The following is a 20873-nucleotide window of genomic DNA, read 5'->3' on the forward strand; positions in this document are numbered from 1 at the left end:
GCGACGGCAGCCTGGACAACTGAAGGAGGGGGAAGCGTGACCGGCACCAGCGAAGCGCGATCCGCCGACAGCGAAGCGCCCGCGCCTCAGCAGAGCCGACTGCACCGCCTGATGCGCTACCTCCCCCTGATCGCCCCCGTCCTGCTGTGGACCGTGCCCTGCTGGCTGCTCCTGTACGCCGGCCAGCACTGGCCGCTCTCTGTCACGCTGGCCGGCACCGCCCTGTTCACCCTCGGCCTGATCGGGATGCCGCTCGCGATGATGCGCGGCCACGGCCGACGGCAGCAGGACCGGGCGGCGATCATCGGGGACACCCTGCTGGGCGCCGGCTGGGTCCTGTTCACCTGGTCCGTTCTGCTCGGCGCACTGCTGCGGCTCGCCCTGACCGTGACCGGCGTCGGCGACGGCCAGGACCGGGCCCGGATCGTCACCTGGGCGACCCTCGGCACAGCCGCCGCGCTGCTCGCCTGGGGGTACGCCGAGGCCCGCCGGGTCCCACGGGTACGCCGCCTCGACGTGCACCTTCCGCGCCTGGGCGCCGGGTTGGACGGAACCCGCGTCGCGCTCATCACCGACACCCACTACGGCCCGCTCAACCGCACCCGCTGGTCGGAACGCGTCTGCGCGACGGTGAACACACTGCAGGCCGACCTGGTCTGCCACACCGGAGACATCGCGGACGGCACGGCGGCACGCCGCCGCGCCCAGGCCGCCCCGCTCGGCACTGTCCAGGCCACCCGCGCCCGGGTCTACGTCACCGGCAACCACGAGTACTACAGCCAGGCTCAGGGCTGGGTCGACCTGATGGACGAGCTGGGCTGGGAGCCGCTGCGCAACCGCCACCTGCTGCTCGAGCGCGGCGGCGACACCCTCGTGGTCGCGGGCGTGGACGACGTCACCGCCGAGTCCTCCGGCCTCGCAGGCCACCGCGCCCACCTCGCCGGGGCCCTGCACGGCGCCGACCCCGACCACCCCGTCCTGCTCCTGGCCCACCAGCCCAAGTTCGTCGACCAGGCGGCCGCCGGCGGCGTCGACCTCCAACTCTCCGGCCACACCCACGGCGGCCAGATCTGGCCCTTCCACCACCTGGTCCGCATCGACCAGCCCGCCCTCGCCGGCCTCAGCCACCACGGCGCCCGCACTCTCCTCTACACCAGCCGCGGCACCGGCTTCTGGGGCCCGCCGTTCCGCGTCTTCGCCCCCAGCGAGATCACCCTGCTCGTACTCCGCTCCCCGCAGTAGCTGCCTCGCCGCAGCGCCCGAAGCGTTGACGGGGCTCCCTGAACCTCTCCGCTTCCACCCAGGGTGGTGCGCACGCAGGAACGCAAACTCCTGCGGTACGCAGGGCTCCACCTACCGCGGTACGTCACTGGGTTGACGCGTTCGGCTGCCCGCCGGTCCCACCATGGACCGCGTGGCAGGACCAGCCACGTACGCATTCCACGAACGCACTCCACAGGGGGGAGAACACATGCTCAACATGCGACGAGGCGCGCTCGCCGGTGCGCTGGTGGCGGTGTGCGCGGTGACCGGCCTCGCGGCCGGGACGGCGCCGGCGGCGAACGCCGCGGACGCCGGCCCCGCGGTGCGGACCACCTACACGGTCGACGCCAACAGCAGCGTCCGGACCACCCCGTTCGTCCGCGCGCACAATCGCGTGTACATCACGTCGCGCAAGGTGACCATGGACGTGGGGTGCTACACGCACGGCACACCGGTCCACCAGGGAGGGCACAACACCAACGTCTGGTACTTCGGCTCCGTATGGATCGGCCACTGGCTCGACGACGTGTACGTGTGGGGTGGCAACGTGAACACGCCGCACGATCCGCCGAGGGGCATGTCGCACTGCTAGGCCGTGTCCGGAGGCCCCGGCCAGGACCATCGTGTCCCGGTCGGGGCCTTCGTCCCACTCGGGCACACGGTGATCCCGCCAGACGCACACCATCAATTCGGGCCAGGTTGGCTTCTCTTGCGCCCCATGTGATGCGGTGGCGTTGTCACGCGACTGTCTGCCAGGAGGGCACGATGCACTACACGCGGCTGGGAAGCACCGGACTTGAGGTCTCGGCGGTCTGTCTGGGATGCATGAGTTTCGGGCAGCCCGCGCAGGGCGGTCACCCCTGGTCGATGGAGGAGGAGCCGAGCCGGGAGATCATCCGCGCCGCCCTCGACGCCGGGATCAACTTCTTCGACACCGCCAACGTCTACTCCGCGGGCACGAGCGAGGAGATCGTCGGACGGGCGCTGCGGGACTTCACCACGCGCGACGAGGTCGTCATCGCGACCAAGGTGACCGGGCGGATGCGGCCGGGCCCCAACGGCGCCGGTCTCTCCCGCAAGGCGATCCTCACCGAGATCGACCACAGCCTGCGACGGCTCGGCACCGACTACGTGGACCTCTACCAGATCCATCGCTGGGACCGCGTGACCCCGATCGAGGAGACGATGGAAGCGCTCCACGACGTGGTCAAGGCGGGGAAGGCCCGCTACATCGGCGCTTCCTCGATGTACGCCTGGCAGTTCGCCAAGGCCCAGTTCACCGCCCAGGCGAACGGCTGGACGCGATTCGTGTCGATGCAGAACCAGTACAACCTCCTCTACCGGGAGGAGGAGCGGGAGATGCTCCCGTTCTGCGCGGACCAGGGCGTCGGTGTCATCCCGTGGAGCCCGCTCGCCCGGGGCCGTCTCACGCGGCCGTGGAGCGAGTCCACCGCGCGCTCGGAGAGGGACGAGTCGCTCCAGAACTTCTACCCGGACAGCGACGCCGCGATCGTCGACCGGGTCGCCGAACTCGCCGCCAAGCGCGAGGTCTCACCCGCGCAGATCGCCCTCGCCTGGGTCTCCCGCAACCCGGTGGTCTCTGCCCCGGTCGTCGGCGCGACGAAGCTCCGCCACCTCCAAGAGGCCGTCGCCTCGCTGGAGTTGACGCTCACCGACAGCGAAGTGGAGGACCTGGAATCGGGCTACACGCCCCGCGCGATCGCCGGTTTCAGGTAGGAAATCCGTTCCGTGTAGGGTCCCGTTACATGCTGATACGCCCCCATGACCGTGGCAGTCGGGAGGAGTCGCTGGAATTCGTGCGCAGTCACGGATTCGGGCAACTCATTGCGCCCGGGAGCGAACGAGTCTTTCCCGTCGTGGTGCCCACGCAGTTCGTTCTGGCCGACGACGACACGGTGTTGCTGCATCTGGCCTCGGCCAATCCGGTCTTCGAGGCGGTGCGCGAAAACGCGGCTGTTCTCCTGAGCGTCGTCGACGACTGGGCGTACATTCCCGGCGCATGGAAGGCGATCGGTGACGAGGATCCCTCAAGGGGGATTCCCACCGTGTATTACGCGTCCGTCCAACTGCGCTGCACGGCCGAGGTGATCGAAGCCCCGGAAGGGAAACTCGACGTGTTGCGGCAGCAGATCCAGGAGCTGGAGCCGGAGAGCGGGATCGCGGACCCCGCCGTGCACGAGCATCGACTGCGCCAGATCCGTGGGCTGCGCCTGGCAGTTGGCGAGGTCACCGGCAAGTTCAAGTTCGGCGGCAACGTGGACGAAGCGCACCGCACGGCGGTCGCTGCGCATCTCTCGGCGCGAGACGGACGACGGGACGCCGCCGCACGGGGGCACTTGCTGCGTCGATCGGGCAGTTGAGCGGTATTGCCTGACGGGGGCCGGACGGGCCGTCTCGCCACCGCGTCGCACATTCGCAACAACCGTGCTGCCGTGGCCTATTGAGGGAGGCGCGGCGTCGCTCGCATCACGTCACGACCCGACGAAAGATCTGCCGGGACCCGCCTTCCGGCCCCCGGTCGGTGGCCTCGGCCGGGGAGAAGCCGAGACGTTCGTAGAAGACGCGTGCTCCGCTGTCGACGGCGCCGGGATGGTCGATCCCGAAGGTGACCACCTCGATGCTGCCCGGCCCCCGCACCCACCTCCGTGTCGCCTCCTCCATCAGCGCACGACCGGACCCCTGCCCGCGTGCCTTCTCCGAGACGACGAGCCAGTGCACGTGGTACGTCGGAGCCTTGCCGCCGAACAGCAGTCCACCCAGGACTTCTTCCTGCTGTGAGACGGCAATGAGAGCGGTGGACCGATGAATGTGATCGTTGACGGCGTCATGGAACTCGGAGTCCCCGACCATCGGGCCGAACCACTGCTCGACCTCGGCCGCCAGGCTGAGGAAGCTCGGGAAGTCCTGCTCTTGGGCGCGTCTCACGATCATCCGGGCAGTCTGGCAGACGGGGCGAGCGGTGCCTGATGCGGGACCAGGGCTCACTGGAGCAGCTCGAAGTGAGGGTGGGAGGGGCCGGCCGGGCAGGCGTGGAGCTGGAGTTTGTTGCCGCCGGTGACGTCCATCAAGGTGAAGTTGCCGTCACGGGCGCCCGGGGGAGACGGGGGGGGGGAGGTGGTTCGTTCCTCCTCGGCGATCCAGGTCTCGCTGCCGCCGTCCCATTCCGATGAGGCGATGGTGAGGTGCGGGACTCGTCGGTTCCGCACTCGGAGCAGGAGCGGTCGACGGGGTCGATGGGCTCCAGCGGGTCCAACCGCCGGTCTTCGAGCTGACCCCTCAATTCCTCGTCCAGTTCCGCGGGGTTGGGGAACTCGGTGACCTGCTCCGGTGCGAACGGGCACGGCTCCGGGAGGTAGGACGCGGACTGGACGACGGGCGGCTCGGGCGGTGCGTCGAGGACGTCGGTGACGGTGGTGGAGGGGCGCCAGAAGAGGGCGGTTCGGGGTGGGCGGCCTCCTCGTGGCCGAAGGGGCACCACAGGACCTGGAGGAGGTCCGCGTCGGGTGGGCACGGGAAGGGGACGTCGAGGGTGTAGAGCTGGGCGACGGTCAGGAGAGGGACCGGGCCGTCGAACCACGGACGACCCGCGCTGAACCGCTCCAAGGTCCCCCGTTCCTCGGGGGTCCTCGGGGGTCCTCGGGGGTCCACGGGGGTGCTTCGGGGGGGCGAGGCGCAGCCGCTCGTCCGAAGCGGCCCAGATGCGGGGATAGAGGCGGATGTCCCCCGGTGCGTGGACCACCGCGTCACACGGCTGGCGTGCGGCTCGTCGCAGTACGTCCACGGCTCGTCGGCGGGGCCACAGAAGCGGCCCCGCCGGCGGAGCTGTCGTGCACTGTCGGGGCCCCGGGCGTGGGTGCAGCCGGGTCGCCCTGCATGCCAGCGGAACCAGTTGGGGGAAGAGCGCGGTCACGTCGAGCGGCCGCGGCGGGGTGGTGGTGATGGCGTTCATGGTGGTGATGCCGCCAGTAGGATCTGACAGAGGTGCACCGATCAACCTCCCCCAGATCCCGAGGAAGTTGCCCGAGTCGCGGGCATGTGGCGCGCGAAGTGGTCGAGCACCCGCGTCAGGAAGTTGATCTGCGCCGGGTACGCACGCACCCCGTGGCCCTCGTGGGGGTAGATCACCAGCGTCGACGGCACCCCGTGCGCGCAGCGCCTGATGGAACTGCTGGGCCTGCCCCGGTGGCGTGCAGTTGTCCAGCGCACCGGCGACCACCGGGCACGGCGTGCGGGCCTTGCTGGCGTGCAGCACCGGGCTGCGGGTGTGCGCGCGGGTCGCGTGCTGCTGCGGATCGGCGTCCAGGAACCGGTTGCCCCAGGCCGCGATGTTGCTCGTGAAGCTCTGGCTGCTCCAGTCGATGACCGGGGCGATCGGGACGGCCGCCGCGAACCGGGTGTCCTGGGTAGCGAGCCAGGACGACATGAAGCCCCCCGTATCTGCCGCCGATCAGCCCGACACGGGACCCGTCGACGATGCCTCGTTCGACCAGTGCGTCGATGCCGGAGAGGTAGTCATGGGTGTCCGCACCGCCCATGTCGCCGACGACCTGGCCGACGAACGCCTGCCCGCGTCCGCTGCTGCCGCGCGGATTGGGGTTGAGGACCGCGTACCCCCGGGAGACGAGCAGCGGTACCCACGCCTACTTCATCGACCAGACGTCGCGGAACCCCCGGCGGGGACCGCCGTGGATGTTCACGACGAGAGGGAAGGGCCCTTCGCCCGCGGGCGTGCTCAGGATGCCCTCCATCTCCGTTCCGATCGTCAGCACAGGACCGTCGCCGGTGAACGCGCCGTCCGGAGGAAACCAACTGCCGCCGCAGGACAGTGCGGTGGACAGGACCTCGGACACGCTCTCGTCGCCGATCCGGACGACTCCGGCCACGGGCGCCTCCAGCCCGGTGGCCCGCGCCTTGAGTCGGAATGGCATGTCTCGGAATGGCATGTCAAGGACTGGAGCGACCAACGCTTCGTGGAGGAGATGTACTTCTGGGCGGGCTGACCGCGAGGAAGAGACCGCTCGTGGGCCGCTGAGTACTGCACTGGTCCACGGCGGCCCAGCCACCGTGAATGCTCCCTCCGGGACATACGGCCTCACAGAGTCGTCGCCGAAGAGCGGCGCGGGCGGGCCGTCACTTGATGGAGGTGTCGCCCAGAGCCTCCAGCACCGGCCGGAGGGCGTCGGCGGACTTCTCGACCAGGTCGCGGTCGACATCGGCGAGCAGCCGTGCGTAGTTCGCCAGATGGTCGGTGAAGAGGGCGCGGGTGACTTCGTGCCCGTGCTCGGTGAGACGGATCTTGACGGTGCGCCGGTCCTTCCCGTCGCGCACGCGCTCCACCAGGCCCTTCGCCTCCATCTTGTCGATGCGATTGGTGATAGTGCCGGAGGACACCATGGATGCCTTGAGGAAGGTGCCGGCGGTGAGGGCATAGGGGGGTCCGGAGCGCTGCAGCGTGGTGAGGACGTCGAACTCGCCCACGTCCAGGCCGTGTTGGCGAGCCGTCGCCTTGACCGTCTTCTCGACGATCACCGCGAGCCGCTGGATGCGCCCGAAGAGCTGCACCGGCCAGAGGTTGTCCTCGACTTCGGCGCGCTCCTCGACCCACTGGCTGATGATCGCGTCCACGGCATCGCTCACTGCTGCCACCCTCTCGCTGCTGGCTCTCTCGGCGGAGACTCTACCAATCTTGATTCTCTTAGATTCGAGACACTTGACGCTGAGAGAACCTGATGCTTTTATCTCAACGTTGAGAGTGTCGAGTCTGAACGACAGGAGCGCACGATGTCGCACCCGGAGCACCTCCAGTACCCCGAGCCCCGCTACCACGGCGACAGGGGTGAGGTGAACGCGTCCTTCCGAAGCGCCGACACCCCGCCGGACCTCACCACGCCCCGCGGCGACGTCTATCGCTACCTCGCCACGCACGAGTCGACCGGCGGCGAGTACGGCCTGTACCAGGTGGACCTGGCAGCGGGCGCCGCGGGCGCCAAGACCCACTTCCACAAGGCGATGTCGGAGTCCTTCTACGTCCTCTCCGGAAAGCTGGAGCTCTTCAACGGCGACAAGTGGGTGACCGGCGGAGCCGGTGATTTCCTGTACGTGCCGCCCGGCGGCCTGCACGCCTTCAAGAACGTGACGGACGAGCCCATGTCGATGCTCATGCTCTTCTCCCCGGGTGCCCCGCGCGAGGAGTTCTTCGAGAGGGTCGCGGAGATGTCGCAGCGCGGCGGCGAGGAGCTCAAGGAGTTCCGTGTGCGGCACGACAGCTACTTCGAGGAGGACTTCGAGCCGGGGGTCGTATAGAGGTGTGGGCCGTACGAGCGGCTGCTGTCGAGAATCTCGGCGGGCGCGGCCCAGGGGGGTGGCGCCATCTGCCGGGCCCCGTCTTCCCGTTCCGGCGGATCTCGCTCCGAACTGTCAGCGTGGATTCTTGACGGATGTGACCTGGACGCCGGTGGGCTGAAGTACCGCGTCCACGACGGACTCCACGAACCCTTCCTCGGCCGGGAGTTGGCGCAGCAGGATCCGCATCCATACGGCGCCCGCGATGAGGTCCACGAGGAGGGCGGGGTCCGTGTCCGCGGACAGCTCGCCGCGGGCGACGGCGCGGGTGAACAGTGGCCGCTCCCGTTCGAGGCGGTCGGCGAAGAAGTCCCGGGCGAGGAAGGCGAGTTCGTCCTGGCCGCCGCCGCTGAGCATGGCGCGGGCGACGGGACCGGTGCGCTCTCCGCTCACCAGGCGGGTCATCTGCCCTGCGAGCGCGATCAGGTCACCCCGGAGGTCTCCGGTGTCGGGGATGTCGATGTCGAGCACCTGCGAGTGGAGCAGGGCGGCCCGCAGCAGTGGCCCCTTGGAGGGCCACCACCGGTAGATCGTCGTCTTGTTGACCCCCGCCTTCTGTGCGACAGCCTCCACGGTCAGCCGCTGGTAGCCGCGTTCGATGAGGAGTTCCAGCGTGGCCTCGTGGATGCGTTCGGCGGCGCGCGGACCGGTACCTGCGGTGCGTGTCCGGGAGTTGCTCGCGCTGCTCGTGCCGCTCGTGCCGGCTGTGCTGGATTCGCGCATGACGCTAGTGTAAAACACAACGCAACGTTGCGTTGTGTTTCTGGAGGGGAAGTGGGGAAGTCATGGCTCGTGCACGGCGGCACAGGGCAACAGCCCATCAGGCGGAACCAGTTGAGCCCCACGTAGTGCCCGCCGGCGTCTACTGGGGACTGTTCGCGGCCTGGGCGGCCAACGACCTGGAAGAACTCCTCACCATGGCCCCCTGGTCCCGCACCGCCGGACCACGCCTCAAAGCCCGCTTCCCCCGCGTCCCGGACGCGATGTGGAAGCGGATGGAAGTCACCCAGCCCCAGGTGAACACCGCGATCGGCCTGATGGCCCTGCTCATGGCGGCCGCCGCGGCAGACGGCGCCCGCACCCGGGGCCACAGCGCCTTCTTCCGCACGGTCCTGACCGGCTTCGGCCTCCACGGCGTGGTGCACCTCGCCCAGTCAGCCGCCTACCGCGGCCTCACCCCAGGCGTCGCGACCTCCCCAACCGTGGTCATCCCCTACAGCGTGTGGGCACTGTCCCACCTGCGCCGCGCCGGCCTCCCGCCCGCTTCCCGAGCCCTCAGCCTCGCCCTGCTCCCTGCGGCGGCGGGCACTGCGCATGCGCTGGCGCGACGCCTGACTCGGGTGGCGAGTTCCTAGGCGTAGCCGGGCACGGACGGCCACCTGACAGTCAGCACCACCGACTCCTCCTCCGCGAACCATGAGTGGTCGACTCCGCGCCCCCACACGACGTAATCACCCTGCTCCTCCAACAGGACGCTGCGTCCGGGCAGTTCGACGCGGAAGCGGCCGCTGATGAGAACCAGGAGGGCTGTGCGTTCCTCGCCCTTCACCCACTGCGATCGCTGGTCACCGCGAGGGTGGACGCCCCATTTGATCTCAAGGGCATCGCTGTGGCGTGGATCGCCGACGTCTTTGAAATGGCCAAGGAGCCATCCGCGGTCCAGTGCCGCATCCTTGCCCGCGTTGCCTACGTACACGCTGTCGTTCACAAGCCCGGACGCTAGCAGCTGCTCCTGTGAGCTCAAGTGGTGCTTACGGCCCCCCGCCACGACTTACCTGTCCGATCACGCCGGGCCGCCCGGCGGTTGTGGCTGAGGGAGGGCGATCAGCCGCATGCGGTCGAGGCCGTCGAAGTCCTCCGCCTGCACGTTGATGGCTGAGGCGTCGAAGCGGAGGGTGAAGTACGGGTCCGCGTCGAGGAGTAGCTGCAGATCTTCGCGGGCGTCGTGATCGAAAGGGGGCGGGATCACGGCCTCCCACTCACCTGGACTGGCGGAGGTTGTCACCATGACCGGGATGAGGGTCAGGCAGGTGGACTCGTTCGCCCACCACTCCAGCAGCGCCATGTCCTCGGAACGCACCATCTCTCAAGCGTAGATGCGGTTCTTCTCTCGAACCCGCTCGGTCGTCCTTCAGTTCCCGGCCCCTGGGCAGACCAGTTGGGCCGCCTGATCGTCGAGGCGGGCCTTGACGGCCGGGATGCTCTCTTGACCCGGGTGTGGGCCGCTTGGCCAGTGGAGGTGAGCTGTAGGTGACCGTCGGCGGTGTTTGTGATCAGGGCACGGGTGGTGAGGTCGGCCGCGTGTGCTGGGAGGTCGTCGCCCGGCAGCAGGTACTTGTGGAGAGCGTCGGGTGAGCGTTCGCCGACAACGACGACCATGACGATGTAGGGCGGGCAGCAGCCCGGCAGTTACAAGTCTGCCTCCTGGGGCGTCGTGTGGCGCATCTTGGCGGCGAACGGATCCACGTTCACTGCATCCTGCGGCAGGCCCGGATCTGGCGTGAGCGTCACCTTTCACTCATCCGGCAATGTCGCCTTCCGTATCGCTGGCACCTGACCTAGGAGAGACGCTCTTCCGGCGCACCGCCGAAATCAGTCCGCCAGGCCGCTCCTCGCGCTGCGGCGGGGCGCTGGTCGGGCGGCCGTAGGCGGCAGCCCGCTCGCGCAAGGTGTGGCTTTCGGCCTCCCAGCCGTGCCCGGCCAGCCAGGTCACCGGGTCGTCGGGCATCTCCGAGACCCACATGGACGCCGCCGATCCCGGCGCGGAGTCCGCGCCGAAGCGCTCGATCACGCCGCGCGAGCCCAAGGTCAGCCCCATCCGACTGCCTGGCGCCGACTGCGCGCCGATCCGGGCCAGCAACAGCTCCACCGCGTCCTCGGGTAGATAGATCAGCAGTCCTTCGGCGATCCATACGGTCGGGAGGGCCGGGTCGTGCCCGGCGGCGGCCAGCGCGGCCGGCCAGTCCTCACGTAGATCCACCGCGACGGTGATCCGCTCGCAGCGGGCGACGGCCCGCTCCTGGCGCAGTACCGAAGCCTTGAAGTCCAGTGGCGCGGCGGTGTCGACCTCGAACAACCGGGTGCCTGCAGGCCAGTTGATCCGGAAGGCCCGGCTGTCCATGCCGGCACCGAGCAGCACGACCTGCCGGACGCCGGAGGCGGATGCCTGCTGCAACAGGTCGTCGAGGAACTTCGTCCTGATGACGATGGAGAACGACACGGCCAGGCGGCGGCGTCGAGCGGCCTCGTCATCGGGCGGAGGCGAGGAGGGCCACAGGCCGCCTGCGGTGGCGAACGCCCGTGCCAGTGGATCGCGGAACAGCGCGTTCTCCCGCTCTGTCTCCAGCGCCCGCACCCTGGCCACTCCCACCGCCGTGGCCCACACTCCCGACGGCTGCACCCGCTCCTGCTCATCAGTCACGGCGTCAGCCTAGATGTCTGGTTCCGAGGGACCTGAGGAGGGGAGTGCCGGGCACCCGCTACAGATGCCGCGATGCAGGGAACACCGATGGTTCACATGCCGGCTGAGACGCAGGCGATGAGCCTGGCTACCTCCCCTCAGGACGCAGCAGGACTTCGCTGCCCAGGGGGGTGAACCCGCACGCGAGGAAAGCCCGTAGGGAGCGGGCGTTGCCGGGGGAAACGGCGGCGAAGACCGGGGCGGCTTCCGGAACCAGGGAAAGGGCATCGGCGAGGAGCGACCGCCCGTGTCCTTGGCTGTGGCTGCCGTCTTGGACGTTGTGGAGTTCGATGCTCAGTTCCCGTCGCCCGGCGAGGCCGTCGGCCAGGGTGATGAGGCCGCGTTCGTCACCGTAGACCTTGACGTTCGTCCGCAGTTCTCGGGCATGGCGGACGCGTGGATGATCATCCGCGTCGGTCAGCTCTGCCAGACGTGGCGGGCCTCCCGTTCCGCGGGCCGTGAGTGTCGCGTCGATGACGTCGATCCAACCCTTCGGGCCGGCCAGGTGACGCAGGAAGTCCGGCGAGAGCGACGCACCGAAGCCATCCGGTCTTTGGGCGTATACGGCCTGGCTGGTCAGGGCAGTGGCGACGACGGCGTGTCCGGTGAAGGCGACCGAGCACTCGAGTCCCCCGGCCAGGGGCGGCAACACCGTCACCCGCCCGTCGGCCGCCGGGAAGCAACCGTCGGCGGCAGCCGTGAAGAACGTCAGGAGCGGGTGCGATTCTCCCACGGTTGCCCACCTGCCTGCCTAGGTTGTCCTGCGCGGAAGTACTGACAGAGAAGGGGGAGGGGGGATGACGCTGCCGCCGGATTCAGTCCAGTGCGATCTTGAGCGCCTTGGCACTGGACCCCGAGTCCGTGGAAGGCATCTTCCATGTGAAGGTGACTTTGTCGCCGTCGACATAGACGAGGGTTCCGCCCTTGTCGGCCTCGGTGAGGTCGAACGCGACCGTGTCGGCCTGAGATGTCCTGGGTGACACGCGGCGACTGCCCTCACTGAATCCAATAGGTCCGATTCCTTGTGCCGGCGAAGTGTTCCCTGCCGGGATTGCCTTGCCGTCGGGTGCCTTCCACTGGAATGCGGTCTCTCCGAGTTGGGTGACGGAGCTCGTGGACCGGTTCCCGGTTTCGTAGCGGACGATGGCGAAGACTTCGCGTTCCGGGGTGGAACTCCCGGCCTTCTCTGCGTAGACGATGGTCTCCGCGGTGATCTGCACGGTGCCCCTGAGGGCGCCGGCCACTGTGGCGGTCTGCCCGAACTTGAGTGCGGTGCGCGGCTTCGGCTGTGGCTGCGGGTCGCTGTGGTCGGCACTGTCGGAACAGGCTGCAAGACTCAGGCAGCAGACTGTGGCGAGTGCGGACGCGCTGGCGATGCGGCTCATGATCCCCCCGGGCGGAAGCTGATGCAGCAGGCAAGAGTCCGATCCATGCTGGCAAGGCTCGTGTCGGGATCAGTGGCAACTGTGATGTTTGGCTGGGATCGGACCAGATGGCTGCTGGCACGGTGCGACGGCCGCCCCGGGGAAGGTCCTGGGGCAGCCGTCGCTGTGAGCCTCGCGGTCGCGAGACCAGTGGCTGTTCAGCGGGTGTGCCGCCGGAACACCAGCACCACGTTGTGCCCGCCGAAGGCGAACGAGTTCGACAGCACGGTGTTGATGTCCGCCTCCCTGCCGCCTGCGCCGACCACGTCGAGGCCGAGCGTCTCGTCCGGTGTGTCGAGGTTGGCCGTGGGCGGGATCGCCCGGTGCACGATGCTCTGGATCGCGGAGACCGCCTCGATGGCGCCGGACGCGCCCAGGGTGTGCCCGGTGAGCGACTTGGTGGCCGTCACCGGGATCCGCCGGGCCGCGTCGCCGAGCGCCAGGTGGAGTGCGGCCGCCTCCCCGGCGTCGTTGAAGGACGTCGCGGTGCCATGGGCGTTGACGAGGTCGATGTCCTGCGGGGAGAGGCCGGTGGACCGGAGTGCAGCGGTGACCGCTTTCGCCGCTCCGGAGCCGTCCGGGCGCGGGGCGGTGATGTGGTAGGCGTCCGACGACCTCCCGTAGCCGCTGAACTCCGCGAGCGGAAGGGCTCCGCGCGCCGCCGCGTGTCCCGCCTCCTCCAGGACGAGGACGGCGGCGCCCTCGGCGAGGACGAAGCCGTCGCGGTCGGCGCTGAACGGGCGGCTGGCCCGCTCGGGTTCGTCGTTGCGCGTCGACAGGGCCCGCATCTTGGCGAAGCCGCCGAGCATCGAGTGGACCACCGGGGCTTCGGCGCCGCCGGCGAGGACGACGTCGGCCTCGCCGCTGGTGATCATCTGGTGGGCGGCGACGAGCGAGTCGGCCGCGGAGGCGCAGGCGGTCACCGAGGCGCTGCTCGGTCCCGTCAGGCCGTACGTGATGCCGACCCAGGAGGCGGAGCTGTTGACCATCGTCGCCGGGATGAACCGTGCGGACAGGCCGCGGTGGTCGCCCTTCGCGAAGGAGGCGCGGAGGTTGTCCTCCGTGCTCGTGCCGCCTCCGACCCCGGAGCCGATGACCACGCCGATACGGTCGGTGTCCTCGGCCGTGAGGTCGAGGGCGCTGTCGCGCAGGGCCAACTCGGCCGCGGCGAGGGCGAGATGCGTCACCCGGTCGGTGATCCTCGCGGTCCGCCGGTCCGGGGCGAGGTCCTCGGGCAGGTCCACCTCGCCGGCCATTCGGACGGGTAAGGCGGAAGCGTCGAAGCGGGTCAGTGCCCGTATCGCGCTGCGCCCCTCCATCTGGGCCACCTGGAAGCGCTTGGCGCCGGTCGACAGGGGGGTGACCGGGCCGATGCCGGTGACGACGACGCGACGGCCGCCCTGGGCCGCGCTCATGCCGACGCCTGGGAGGGGGCGGCGTTGCCGTGCTCCTCCAGGTACGCGACGACGTCCTGCAGGGTGGTGAGGTGTTCGAGCGCGGTGTCGGCGACGGCGGCGCCCAGGTGGGACTCCAGGAGAGAGACGAGCTCCACCATGTCCAGGGAGTCGAGGCCCATGTCCTCCTTGAAGCGGGCCTGCGGGCCGATCTCCTCGGGGAGCAGGCCGAGGCGGTCGACGAGGTAGTCGGTCATCTGCTGCTGAAGGGTGTTGCTCATGATGGGCTGGTCCTTTCAAGGGCCACGTGGGGGAGAGGGTTCGGGAGAGCTCAGGACGACGGCACGGGCGACGCGGCCGACACGGGCCGCACGGCTGGGCGCTGCCAGGCGTCCAGGTCGGCGTGGAGGGCGAGCCCCTGGCACACCTCGTCGACCGCCTCCACGAACCGGTCGGCCTGTGCCGTGTCGAGGACGAGCGGAGGCTGGATGCGCAGGACGCCGGTGCGGTTGGCGGTGACGAACGTCAGCATCCGGTGGTCGCGCGCCAGGGTTCCCACGAACCGCAGGCACAACAGGTCGCCGAGGGTGGACTCCACGGCACGTCCGACGCCGGACAGGGCGTCGAGGAGATCGTCGGGCAGCCAGTCCACGAGGGTGCGCAGATCGCCGGGGAAGCGGGTGAGTGCCTCGTCCGTCAGTGCGCGCACGGCGCCTGTGAAGTCCCCGTCGAACTCGATGGCGGTCATCATGCCGACGCCGCGCACGTCCTTGACGAAGCCGTACGGAGCGGTGACGTCGCGGAGCCTGCCGCGCAGGTGCTCACCGACCTTGCGGGCGTGGGCGGGCAGGTCGTCGCCGGTCAGGACGTCGAGGGTGGCGAGTCCCGCGGCTGCCGCGAAGTTGCCGCCCCCGAACGTCGACGAGTGCAGCATGGAGCGGTTGGTGGTGCCGTACGCGGCGTCCCACAGGTCGGCCGAGCACAGGGTCGCGCCGATCGGGACCAGGCCGCCGGAGAGGGATTTGGCCAGGCACAGGATGTCGGGTTCGAGCCCGTCGTGATCGGCCGCGAACAGTGCGCCGGTGCGGCCGAGCCCTGTCTGGATCTCGTCGAGGATGAACGCCGCCCCCGCCTTGCGGCACAACTCCCGTGCGGCGCGCAGGTATCCGGGAGGCGGCAGGACCACACCGCCCTCGCCCTGCACCGGCTCGACGATGAATCCGGCCGCCCCCTCGATGGCCTGCTCCAGGGCCTGGAGGTCTCCGTAGGGAACCTGGACCGTCTCCGGCAGCAGGGGCCCGAAGGGCGCGCGGTGGCCGTCGCGTCCGGTGACGGAGAGGGCGCCGAGGGTCTTGCCGTGGTAGCTGTTGTCCGCGTGGACGAGGCGGGTGCGGCCGGTGCCGGCCCGTGCCAGTTTGAGCGCGGCCTCGACCGCCTCCGTACCGGAGTTGCTGAAGAAGACCCTCTCCAGGCGGCCGGGAGATACGGCGCTGAGGCGCTCGGCGAGTTCCGCGGAGTGCGTGGGCATGGAGACGTACTGCACGAACGTCGGCGCCGACCGGTCGAGGAACTGCCGCAGCCTGCCCGTGACTTCGGGGTGGTTGTGGCCGAGGTTGAGGCAGCCGTAACCGGCGATGAAGTCGAGGTAGTCGGTGCCGTCGGCCGTCGTCAGAGTGGCGCCGCTGCCGCCGGTGAAGACCCGGTCGAGTCCGTGCGCGGCGAAGAGGCGGGCCATGGGCGGGTTGACGTGCTGGGCGAAGCGGCGCGGTGTCTCGGTGGCGTCGGCCGGGTCCGGCGCGGGGGAGGGGGCAGAGGCGTGGGCCGGGCGGTGGTGGCGGGCCAGACGGGCCACGTCGTCGTCGTGGACGGTGCGGCCGAAGGAGGCCAGCGGTGTCGGCCGGAAGCCGTGCCGGGCGGCGAGGGCCCCGATGGTGCGCACCCCCTCCAGGCCCAGCTCGCGGCCGAGAGAGAAGGATTCGGCGCGGCCTTCGAGGGCGAGCACGATGGTCTCGGCGAGGCAGCCGTTGAGCTGCTGCGCGGGGGCGGGCAGCGATCCGTCGCCGACCTGGACGTCGTCGGAGGCGCTGACCAGACCGCCGTCGATGACCAGGACGTCGCTGCCCGCGGCGGCCGGCGCGGCCACGTCGCGGGGCAGTGCCACGTCGACCACGATCGAGCCGGGGCGCAGCGCGGCCGGGTCGACGAGGCCGCCGACCGAGGAGGCGGTGACGTACAGGAGGGTCTCGGCGGTGCACTGCGCGACGTCGTCGACGAGCCGCACCCGGTCGTGGTGGACCGGGTCCAGGTGGCGCAGGAGCCGCTCGGGGGACTGGGTGCCGATGCGGGCGACCAGGTCGAGCGGGAAGCCGTCGTCGAGCAGCAGCTTGGCGACGGCCAGGCCGATGGAGCCGGGGTAGCCGACGACGGCCACCCGGGTGCGGTCCGGGGTGAGCCCCAACACCTCGACGACGTGCCGGAGTTCGGCGTGGGCGGCGTACACGGTCAGGGAGTTGCCGCTGGTGACCGGGATGCCGACCTGTTCGGCGGTCCACAGGCCGCGGTCGCCCACGATGGACGTCGCGCCGCCGAGGCCGACGAGCTGCGCCCCCGCCTCGTCGCGCAGCGCGGAGACCTCCGCGACGACGAGGTCCCGTGCGGTGGTCGGTCGGGCCAGCAACTGCTGGGCGGTGTAGGGCAGATGGCGGACCTCGCCGGTCGCGGTGGCGCCGGTGGCGGAGGTCACGGAGGTCAGGAGCGGCACGGGCACGTGGTGGCGCCTGGTGCCGCGCGGCTCGGGCGTGCCGCGGTGGTCGTCGAGAAGGCGGCCGAGCAGATCCATGGCGCGGACCTGGTTGCGGTGGCCGGAACTGATGGGATGAGCGAGAAAGCCGAAGGTGGCCGGCATGGGGAGATAGCTCCGATTCGGTCGGGTGGGACGTGCTCAGCGTGCGGCGCGGGCCATGGCGAAGGTCAGCTCGGGCAGTTCGTCGCGCTGCCAGCCGAGCGAGGAGAGCAGGCTCAGTCCGTCGCCCTCGTTGTTGTGGGCGAGCAGTACCGAGGCGAAGGTGACGGTGGCGCGCTGCTGGAGCAGGCCGCGCAGATCCGTCTCGGCCGCGTCGGTGATGTGCTGGTGTCTGACGGTGAGTTCGCCGTAGCGGCGGGTCCACTCCGGTTCGAGGAGGGAGAGCACCTGTGTCTGGCGGCTGGACTCGGCGCCGGTGCGGCCCTCGTGGTAGGTGCGGATGACGGAGTGGCCGCCGTCGACGAGCCGGAAGACGGTGACGTTCTGCCGCAACCGCCGCCCGTAGAGCGCCGCTTGCTGCACCAGGGTCGGCGTGATGTCCGGTACGAGGGACGCGGCGCCGTCACCGATGAAGGCGAGGACGTTGTCGTCGCGGGTCAGGGCGACGGCGGGCACGGCCTGCAACGCGTCCCCCATGAGCGCCCTGCCGTACCACCCGGAGAAGCCGGGCCCGGTCCGCGGCAGGTTGCGGACGGCGGAGAGGCCGCCGCGCCCCACGTCGAACACGCCGGTGTAGGTGTAGCCGTGCCGGGTGATGAGGTCTTCCAGCACGGTACGGAGGTGCTGGAAGAAGTAGTTGGCGCTCATCGGGAGCACGGGCAGCTCGTGGATGACGTCGGACGCGCTGTCGCGGGTGCGCGCGATGGCTTCCCTGCGTACGGCGAGGACTTCCGGCGTGACGTCGAGACGTTCGCGTACGGCCTTGAGGAAGGCGCGCGCCTCGGCGTGCACGGGATGGTCGGAATACGGGGCGAGGTGCGCCGCCTCGTGGCTGACCTGGACGATGCGCAGCTGGCGGCTGAGGGTGCGCGGCGAGAAGGGCGTGGCCGCCTCGCCGATCCGGCTCTTGAGGAAGAACAGCGCCTGTTCGCCGCGTGGGCGCAGCCTGCCGTCCGCGTGCAGATAGGCGTGGACGCGTGCGGAGAAGGCGTACAGGCCGAGGGTGCCCAGATACTCCTCGACCACGGTGTCGTCGCGGTGACGGCGCACACTGCCCGGCCGGGTGAGGGAGTCGGCGAGGCCGACGCCTGCGCGTGAGGCGATGTCGTGGACCAGCCAGGACTCCTCCGCGTCGAGTGTTCCGCACTGCCAAAGGAGCCTGCAGGGCTCGGAGTTGACCATGCGGAGCACCGGGGCGAGGTCGCTCTCCTCGACCTGGAGGGCGGCCGTCGGGGGCGGCTCGACGGTTCCCGGCCGGTTCAGTTCGCCCGCGGTGCCCGTCGCGTCGAGCACGGCGGGCGTGGCGAGCAGGAAGACCGGGCCGCGGTGCGCGTGGTACTGGGCGTAGGCATCGGCCAGGCCCTCCGCGATGCGCTCCGGGTCGTCGAGATGGACGTACGGGATGCCCTTCGCGGCCAGTACGGCACGGGAGTCCTCGGCCGCGTGCACGGTCCCCTGGAAGGGGAACCACGCCTCGGGCGGGGTGTCGGCGCACACGATGAATCCGCGCGCGCGGGCGTCGCGCAGATTGGCCAGGGTGCCCCGGAACTCATCCACCATGCCGCTGGTCACCACGATCACGAACGGTGCCCGGTCCAGCTGCCAGCGGGCCAACGCCCCGCTGGCCAGGCTGTGTTCGCTCGGGCCGCGCAGCACCGGGTTGCCGGTGGCGGCGGCCAGTCGGTCCAGGTCGGCGATGGTGCCGGAGACCACGGAGCCCGTGTAGTAGTGCAGGCCCCAGGGCCCGTCGGCCGTGTCGCGGGGCTGCCGGCCGAGGAAGTCGTGCAGCGCGGCGGCCAGCGCGGACGGACCCTTCTTGGTGGCCGCGCGCAGGGCGGAGCCGGTGTGCCGCAGCTGGACGTGGTCCGTGAAGGCGCAGATGACGTCGGCCGCGAGGACCCAGGCGTCGGCGGGCAGCGCGCGCAGCGTGAAGGGGCGGGCGACCTGGGCGGCGGCGAGGCTCTCGGCGGTGGCGGTGATTCCGTAGACGTAGGTGCTGTGCGCGGAGAACGTGGCGCGCAGCGCTTCGGGCAGACCGTCGGCCAGCTGATCGAGGGCCTCGGGGAGCGAGCTGTCGAAGGGGTCGGTGTTCAGACCAGACCCGTCGGCATCGATCAGGACCAGCGAGAGGGCCGCGTCGAGCGGCGATTCCCGGACAGCGTCGGCGGCGGTCGTGGTGCTGTCCGCCGTGATGATCCCTATTTCCAGGCCGGGAATTGCCCGGTCCAGGAAACGTCGAGATCTGGCCAGAATTTCACGGTAGGCCGGGGTGCTCATGGAGGGGACGGCGGCCGTGCCCATAAGGTCGTTCAAGCCGGTGGCGACTCGCTCGTGGAAGCTCGCTCTTTTACTGATGGAGAGGACGAGGAATCGGTTGCGGCCGCCTAAATGGCGCGATGGATCTTGTGATGTGCTCGATGACACCTTTGCTGCTCCCATGAGGGTAAAGGAAAGGGCATCGCAAAGCCTTCAGTCGTGCCAGTGAAGACCTCGCGTGAGAGTGGCGTCAGGAAATCGTCAATCCTGAATCGAGGCATCGCTACCAGGTCAAGAGCGCGCTTGACCTGTGCGTATGTAGGACCCTTGAGGGAAGTCGAGGAGGCGTTGGCCTATGACTCGACGGTGAAGCAACACATATGGAGCCCCCGCTGTTGAACGTATCCAGGCGTCGTTGCCCGGTTCTCTTGTTCAAGAGTCATCATTCAGCAGCGCGCTCGCCGGGGTCAAGGGGATCAATGGGCGTGCCGTGTGAGGCGGGTCACTCAATTCTTGGAAGTGTATGCAAGGTGAAACTTGTTTGCGGTCCGGTAACCTGGAATTGCCGCTACCGCTTGCCGGGAGGTGAGGCGAATTGATTTCATTGAGTCATGCAGAATTTAACGAAATCACAGAAGCCGGACGGGAATATTCTGGTGCTCGGCGGCTATGGGGCAGTGGGTAGGGTCACCGCGCTCGACCTCGCGCGGCGGCTGCCGGGGCGAGTGATCGTCGCCGGCCGTGACCGGGCCCGCGCCGCCGAACTCGCCGCAGGCAGTGGCGGCACCCTGCTTCCCGCGCAGGTCGACCTCGCCGACCCCGCCTCACTCGAGCAGGCGCTGGAGGGGGTCTGCCTCGTGGTCCTCTCCGTCGAGCCGCGCACCCCGGCCGCGCATCCCGCGCGACGTCTCTTCGAGCGGGGCATCGGCCTGGTCGACGTCACCGCCACGCACTCCCTGATCACGGAGGTCGAGCGGCACGGCGCGCTCGCCCGCGCCGGGGAGGCGACCGCCCTGCTCAGCGTCGGAGTCGCCCCCGGCCTGACCAACCTGCTGGCCCGCCGGGCCCACGAGGAGGCCGGAGGCGCCGAACGCCTCGACATCTCCGTCGTCCTCGGGGCGGGCGAGGCCCACGGCAAGGACGCCGTGCGCTGGACCGTCGCCCAACTCATGGAGGGGGACACGGACGGGGCGCGACCGCTGAAGCTCGCGACCTGGCCACCGGGGCGAAAGGAGCGCACCCACCACCCGTTCCCGTTCTCCGATCAGCACACGCTGCGGCGCACGCTGGGCGTCCCGGACGTCACCACCCGGCTGGGCCTGGACTCCGGGGCGCTGACCGGCCTGCTCTTCGGACTGCGCAGAGCGGGCGTCTTCCGGGCCGCCCGCCGGGCCCGGCTCGACGGGATGCTCACCGCTTCGCTCACCCGGATCCATCTGGGCGGCGACCGGTTCGCGGTGCGGGTCGACGCGCACCGGGGCGGACGCCGGGTGACCCGGGCCCTGACCGCCACATCGCAGTCCCGCTTCACCGGGCTCACCGCGGCGGAGGTCGCGGCGCGGGTGTACGAGGGCGGGCTGCCTGCCGGTGTCCACCACATCGAGGAGGTGGCGGCTCTCGCGGATGTGCCCGAGGCGCTGGCCGCGCACGGCCTGACGGCTTGGGCCGGCGACACGGTGGCGTAGCCGGCCCAAGCCCGGCCGGCTCCGGGGCGACGGGGGAATGTGGCCCGGAGCCGGATCTGGCGCGGG

The 20873-nt window shown here is 70.0% G+C and carries 21 protein-coding genes and 1 pseudogene; 7 read left to right on the top strand and 15 right to left on the bottom strand.

Going from position 1 to position 20873, the window contains the following annotated elements:
- Positions 1-36: 36 nt before the first annotated feature.
- The 4 genes from ACQB60_RS32080 (at position 37) to ACQB60_RS32095 (ending at position 3644) form a co-directional block, all read left to right on the top strand.
- Positions 37-1242, top strand: a complete 1206-nt coding sequence (locus ACQB60_RS32080) for a metallophosphoesterase (protein ID WP_496929609.1) — start codon at positions 37-39, stop codon at positions 1240-1242.
- Between the two features lie 229 nt (positions 1243-1471).
- Positions 1472-1855 (top strand): hypothetical protein, encoded by a 384-nt coding sequence (locus ACQB60_RS32085; RefSeq protein ID WP_496929610.1) that lies wholly within the window; start codon positions 1472-1474, stop codon positions 1853-1855.
- Between the two features lie 173 nt (positions 1856-2028).
- On the top strand, positions 2029-3000 hold the full coding sequence (locus ACQB60_RS32090) for an aldo/keto reductase (RefSeq protein WP_496929611.1): 972 nt from the start codon (positions 2029-2031) through the stop codon (positions 2998-3000).
- Between the two features lie 29 nt (positions 3001-3029).
- Positions 3030-3644: an FMN-binding negative transcriptional regulator gene (locus ACQB60_RS32095; protein WP_496929612.1), complete on the top strand. Its 615-nt coding sequence runs from the start codon at positions 3030-3032 to the stop codon at positions 3642-3644.
- A 106-nt stretch (positions 3645-3750) separates the two neighbouring features.
- On the opposite strand, the gene ACQB60_RS32100 is transcribed toward ACQB60_RS32095, so the two are convergent.
- The 5 genes and pseudogenes from ACQB60_RS32100 to ACQB60_RS32120 all read right to left on the bottom strand — a co-directional run bounded on the left by ACQB60_RS32100 (position 3751) and on the right by ACQB60_RS32120 (position 6921).
- Positions 3751-4215: a GNAT family N-acetyltransferase gene (locus tag ACQB60_RS32100; RefSeq protein ID WP_496929613.1), complete on the bottom strand. Its 465-nt coding sequence runs from the start codon at positions 4213-4215 to the stop codon at positions 3751-3753.
- A 133-nt stretch (positions 4216-4348) separates the two neighbouring features.
- Positions 4349-5707: an alpha/beta hydrolase family protein gene (locus tag ACQB60_RS32105; protein ID WP_496929614.1), complete on the bottom strand. Its 1359-nt coding sequence runs from the start codon at positions 5705-5707 to the stop codon at positions 4349-4351.
- A 49-nt stretch (positions 5708-5756) separates the two neighbouring features.
- Positions 5757-5912: pseudogene (locus ACQB60_RS32110) on the bottom strand (prolyl oligopeptidase family serine peptidase); the annotation flags it as partial.
- A 12-nt stretch (positions 5913-5924) separates the two neighbouring features.
- Positions 5925-6212 (bottom strand): alpha/beta hydrolase family protein, encoded by a 288-nt coding sequence (locus ACQB60_RS32115; RefSeq protein ID WP_496929615.1) that lies wholly within the window; start codon positions 6210-6212, stop codon positions 5925-5927.
- A 202-nt stretch (positions 6213-6414) separates the two neighbouring features.
- Positions 6415-6921 carry a MarR family winged helix-turn-helix transcriptional regulator gene (locus ACQB60_RS32120; protein ID WP_496929616.1) on the bottom strand — a complete coding sequence of 169 codons (507 nt, stop codon included), beginning with the start codon at positions 6919-6921 and terminating at the stop codon, positions 6415-6417.
- 144 nt (positions 6922-7065) lie between these two features.
- On the opposite strand from ACQB60_RS32120, the gene ACQB60_RS32125 reads away from it, so the two are divergent.
- Positions 7066-7587, top strand: a complete 522-nt coding sequence (locus ACQB60_RS32125; RefSeq protein ID WP_496929617.1) for a cupin domain-containing protein — start codon at positions 7066-7068, stop codon at positions 7585-7587.
- A 114-nt stretch (positions 7588-7701) separates the two neighbouring features.
- On the opposite strand, the gene ACQB60_RS32130 is transcribed toward ACQB60_RS32125, so the two are convergent.
- Complete coding sequence (locus ACQB60_RS32130; protein WP_496929618.1) at positions 7702-8349, bottom strand: TetR/AcrR family transcriptional regulator; 648 nt, start codon at positions 8347-8349, stop codon at positions 7702-7704.
- A 125-nt stretch (positions 8350-8474) separates the two neighbouring features.
- Here ACQB60_RS32130 and ACQB60_RS32135 point away from each other — a divergent pair, with 125 nt between their 5' ends.
- Entirely contained in the window at positions 8475-8981 is a 507-nt protein-coding gene (locus ACQB60_RS32135; protein WP_496929619.1) for an HXXEE domain-containing protein, read from the top strand.
- Here the strand turns inward: ACQB60_RS32135 and ACQB60_RS32140 are convergent.
- The 9 genes from ACQB60_RS32140 to ACQB60_RS32180 all read right to left on the bottom strand — a co-directional run bounded on the left by ACQB60_RS32140 (position 8978) and on the right by ACQB60_RS32180 (position 19143).
- Positions 8978-9334 carry a cupin domain-containing protein gene (locus ACQB60_RS32140; RefSeq protein ID WP_496929620.1) on the bottom strand — a complete coding sequence of 119 codons (357 nt, stop codon included), beginning with the start codon at positions 9332-9334 and terminating at the stop codon, positions 8978-8980. The two genes, ACQB60_RS32135 and ACQB60_RS32140, sit on opposite strands and share 4 nt — an antisense overlap.
- A gap of 75 nt (positions 9335-9409) precedes the next feature.
- Positions 9410-9709, bottom strand: coding sequence for a hypothetical protein (locus tag ACQB60_RS32145; protein WP_496929621.1), 300 nt, complete (start codon positions 9707-9709; stop codon positions 9410-9412).
- A 435-nt stretch (positions 9710-10144) separates the two neighbouring features.
- Positions 10145-11047: a class I SAM-dependent methyltransferase gene (locus tag ACQB60_RS32150; RefSeq protein WP_496929622.1), complete on the bottom strand. Its 903-nt coding sequence runs from the start codon at positions 11045-11047 to the stop codon at positions 10145-10147.
- A 127-nt stretch (positions 11048-11174) separates the two neighbouring features.
- The gene (locus ACQB60_RS32155) at positions 11175-11819 is read right to left on the bottom strand and encodes a hypothetical protein (protein ID WP_496929623.1); all 645 of its coding nucleotides are present in this window, start codon (positions 11817-11819) and stop codon (positions 11175-11177) included.
- Between the two features lie 82 nt (positions 11820-11901).
- A complete protein-coding gene (locus ACQB60_RS32160) occupies positions 11902-12471 on the bottom strand; it encodes a hypothetical protein (protein WP_496929624.1) in 570 nt (189 codons plus the stop codon).
- Positions 12472-12668: 197 nt separating this feature from the next.
- Positions 12669-13925: a beta-ketoacyl-[acyl-carrier-protein] synthase family protein gene (locus ACQB60_RS32165; protein ID WP_496929625.1), complete on the bottom strand. Its 1257-nt coding sequence runs from the start codon at positions 13923-13925 to the stop codon at positions 12669-12671.
- Entirely contained in the window at positions 13922-14185 is a 264-nt protein-coding gene (locus ACQB60_RS32170) for an acyl carrier protein (protein ID WP_496929626.1), read from the bottom strand. The genes ACQB60_RS32165 and ACQB60_RS32170 overlap by 4 nt, the downstream gene beginning before the upstream one ends.
- A gap of 50 nt (positions 14186-14235) precedes the next feature.
- Positions 14236-16809, bottom strand: a complete 2574-nt coding sequence (pigE, locus tag ACQB60_RS32175; protein ID WP_496929627.1) for a prodigiosin MAP biosynthesis aminotransferase PigE — start codon at positions 16807-16809, stop codon at positions 14236-14238.
- 36 nt (positions 16810-16845) lie between these two features.
- Positions 16846-19143: a hypothetical protein gene (locus tag ACQB60_RS32180; RefSeq protein ID WP_496929628.1), complete on the bottom strand. Its 2298-nt coding sequence runs from the start codon at positions 19141-19143 to the stop codon at positions 16846-16848.
- 590 nt (positions 19144-19733) lie between these two features.
- Between ACQB60_RS32180 and ACQB60_RS32185 the strand changes: the two genes are divergently transcribed.
- The gene (locus tag ACQB60_RS32185) at positions 19734-20807 is read left to right on the top strand and encodes a saccharopine dehydrogenase family protein (protein WP_496929629.1); all 1074 of its coding nucleotides are present in this window, start codon (positions 19734-19736) and stop codon (positions 20805-20807) included.
- Positions 20808-20873 lie beyond the last annotated feature (66 nt).

The sequence above is a fragment of the Streptomyces odontotermitis genome, from assembly GCF_050510915.1.
Classification (GTDB): domain Bacteria; phylum Actinomycetota; class Actinomycetes; order Streptomycetales; family Streptomycetaceae; genus Streptomyces.